This window comes from Pseudomonas sp. TJI-51, assembly GCF_000190455.2.
Classification (GTDB): domain Bacteria; phylum Pseudomonadota; class Gammaproteobacteria; order Pseudomonadales; family Pseudomonadaceae; genus Aquipseudomonas; species Aquipseudomonas juntendi.
In genome coordinates, this window is the sequence record NZ_AEWE02000135.1 from 497 (window position 1) to 2,492 (window position 1,996).

2 protein-coding genes are annotated in these 1,996 nt (G+C 57.0%); both read left to right on the forward strand.

Translation table 11 applies throughout. The annotated features are described in order from the left end of the window. Positions 1–115 precede the first annotated feature (115 nt). Positions 116–1,459, forward strand: coding sequence for a sodium:proton antiporter (locus tag G1E_RS24300; RefSeq protein WP_009682061.1), 1,344 nt, complete (start codon positions 116–118; stop codon positions 1,457–1,459). A gap of 179 nt (positions 1,460–1,638) precedes the next feature. Beyond that, positions 1,639–1,962, forward strand: a complete 324-nt coding sequence (locus G1E_RS24305) for a transposase (protein WP_009682062.1) — start codon at positions 1,639–1,641, stop codon at positions 1,960–1,962. Positions 1,963–1,996 lie beyond the last annotated feature (34 nt).

Here is a 1,996-nt window from a genome sequence, read left to right on the forward strand (position 1 = left end):
TGAAATCTTTTTTTACATTTGGTCGGCTAGACAAGTGACATCTGGAGACAGGCTGAACGAGCCGCTTCGGTACCCACTCGAACGCTCACCATCTGAGTTTCAAGGCGTTTGGGTAATGACCTTCATCGTTTGGTTCGCCATGCTGGGCGCAGTGCTCTTGGTCCTAGCCCTGTCATCGTCCTATCTTCGCTGGGCACCGGTTACCACCTCGGTGGTTTGTCTTGGCCTTGGCACCACGCTCGGTTCACCTGCTCTAGGGTTGCTACAGTTGGACCTCTCTAAATCGAGTGGTTGGCTGGAACACCTCACCGAAGTGGCCGTGCTGTTCTCTCTTTTCTTCAGCGGCCTCAAATTGCGTTTGCCACTTCGAAATCCCAGGTGGCGGACAGCGTTCTACCTTGCGGGCCCAGTGCTCGTGCTGTGCATAGGAGGTGTAAGCCTCCTGCTTCATTATGCACTCAACATGAGTTGGGGCGTTTCGGTGCTAATTGGCGCCATTCTCGCCCCCACAGATCCGGTGCTTGCAACCCTCGTGCAGGTGGTAGATGCCCAGGATGATGACCCTGTGCGCTTCGGTTTGTCGGGAGAGGCCGGGTTGAACGACGGTGTGGCCTTTCCCTTCGTAACGCTGGGGCTGCTGTTACAGCGAGATCCCGGGGAGCCGTGGTTCATCCATTGGGTCTTCGGGGATGTGCTATGGGCAGCCTCCGCCGGCGCATTGTGCGGGTATTGGATGGGAAGAGGCCTAGGCAAGCTGACCCTCTACTTGCGCTTGCGCAACGACGACAGCACTGTCTCGCCTAATGATTATCTTGCCCTCGCTCTCGTGGCGCTTGCTTATGTCATCACCGAGGCGATACAGGGTTATGGCTTCCTGGCCGTGTTCGCCGCGGGACTCGGGCTGCGGCAGGCCGAAGTGCTTACTGCTGCGAGTCCTTCAGATCCTGCGGCAGAACATCTGGTGCAGCCGGTGGTGGGTCACCAGCATGTGGCGCCAGAGCTGGCCGTTAAGGGGGATGTCGCAGAGCTCGACGACTCCCGCGTCGCGGCAGGGATCATGCTGGGTGATATGTTGGCGTTTGGCAGCCTGGTTGAGCGAGCAATGGAAGTCTTTCTGGTCACACTCTTGGGTGTGGTGCTGCTGGAGCACTGGGATTGGCAGGGGCTCATCGTAGCGGGCGCACTGTTCTGTATCATCCGACCACTCAGTGTTTTTCTCACCCCTTTGCGCCAAGGTTTGGATGCTCCGCAGCGAGGACTTCTGGGCTGGTTCGGTATCAAGGGAATCGGCAGCCTGTACTATCTCTTCTACGCGATAAATCACGGGCTTCCCCCAAATGCTGCAGCGCAGAGTAGCAACCTGGTTCTGTCAGTCGTTGCGCTGAGCATCTTGGTTCATGGTCTCTCTGTTCAATCTCTCCTGGCACGCTATCAGGCCCGGCGAAAGCGGACGCCTTGATCCTCGACAAAACCTTCTCCTAAAGGTCCAGGAACAGGACATTCTCGGCGGCTGAACTATGCTGGAGAGCTGCCCAAGTGTAAGCGGCCAGCAAACACACCTTCAGAATCTCAGCATTAAGGGCGATGGTGTCCACCTAAAAATACGTGGACACCATCGCCCTTATCGCAAGGATCACCATGCGCCAGCGCACCTCTTATCCAAAACCGTTCAAAGCCCAAGTCGTCCAGGAATGTCTTCAACCTGACGTATCGATAGCCAGCATCGCGCTGCGCCATGGCATCAACGCCAACCTGGTGCGCAAATGGATTCCGCTCTATCGTGACCGTCAACCTGACGCGCTACCGGCATTCGTGCCGCTGACGATGAAGCCCGAATCTGAGCCTGCACAACCCACACTGGCGCGCATCGAAATTCCGTTCAAACTACAAACAGTCACAGTGATCTGGCCCGCTGTCGATCCCGATGGCTGTGCGCGCTTCATTCGCGGTCTCGTCAAATGATTCGCATCGATACAATCTGGCTCGCCACCGAGCC

Bases quoted from the DNA above. Each gene is read 5' to 3' on its own strand.
- G1E_RS24300 (WP_009682061.1), top strand. From the start codon at position 116: ATGACCTTCATCGTTTGGTTCGCCATGCTGGGCGCAGTGCTCTTGGTC.
- G1E_RS24305 (WP_009682062.1), top strand. From the start codon at position 1,639: ATGCGCCAGCGCACCTCTTATCCAAAACCGTTCAAAGCCCAAGTCGTC.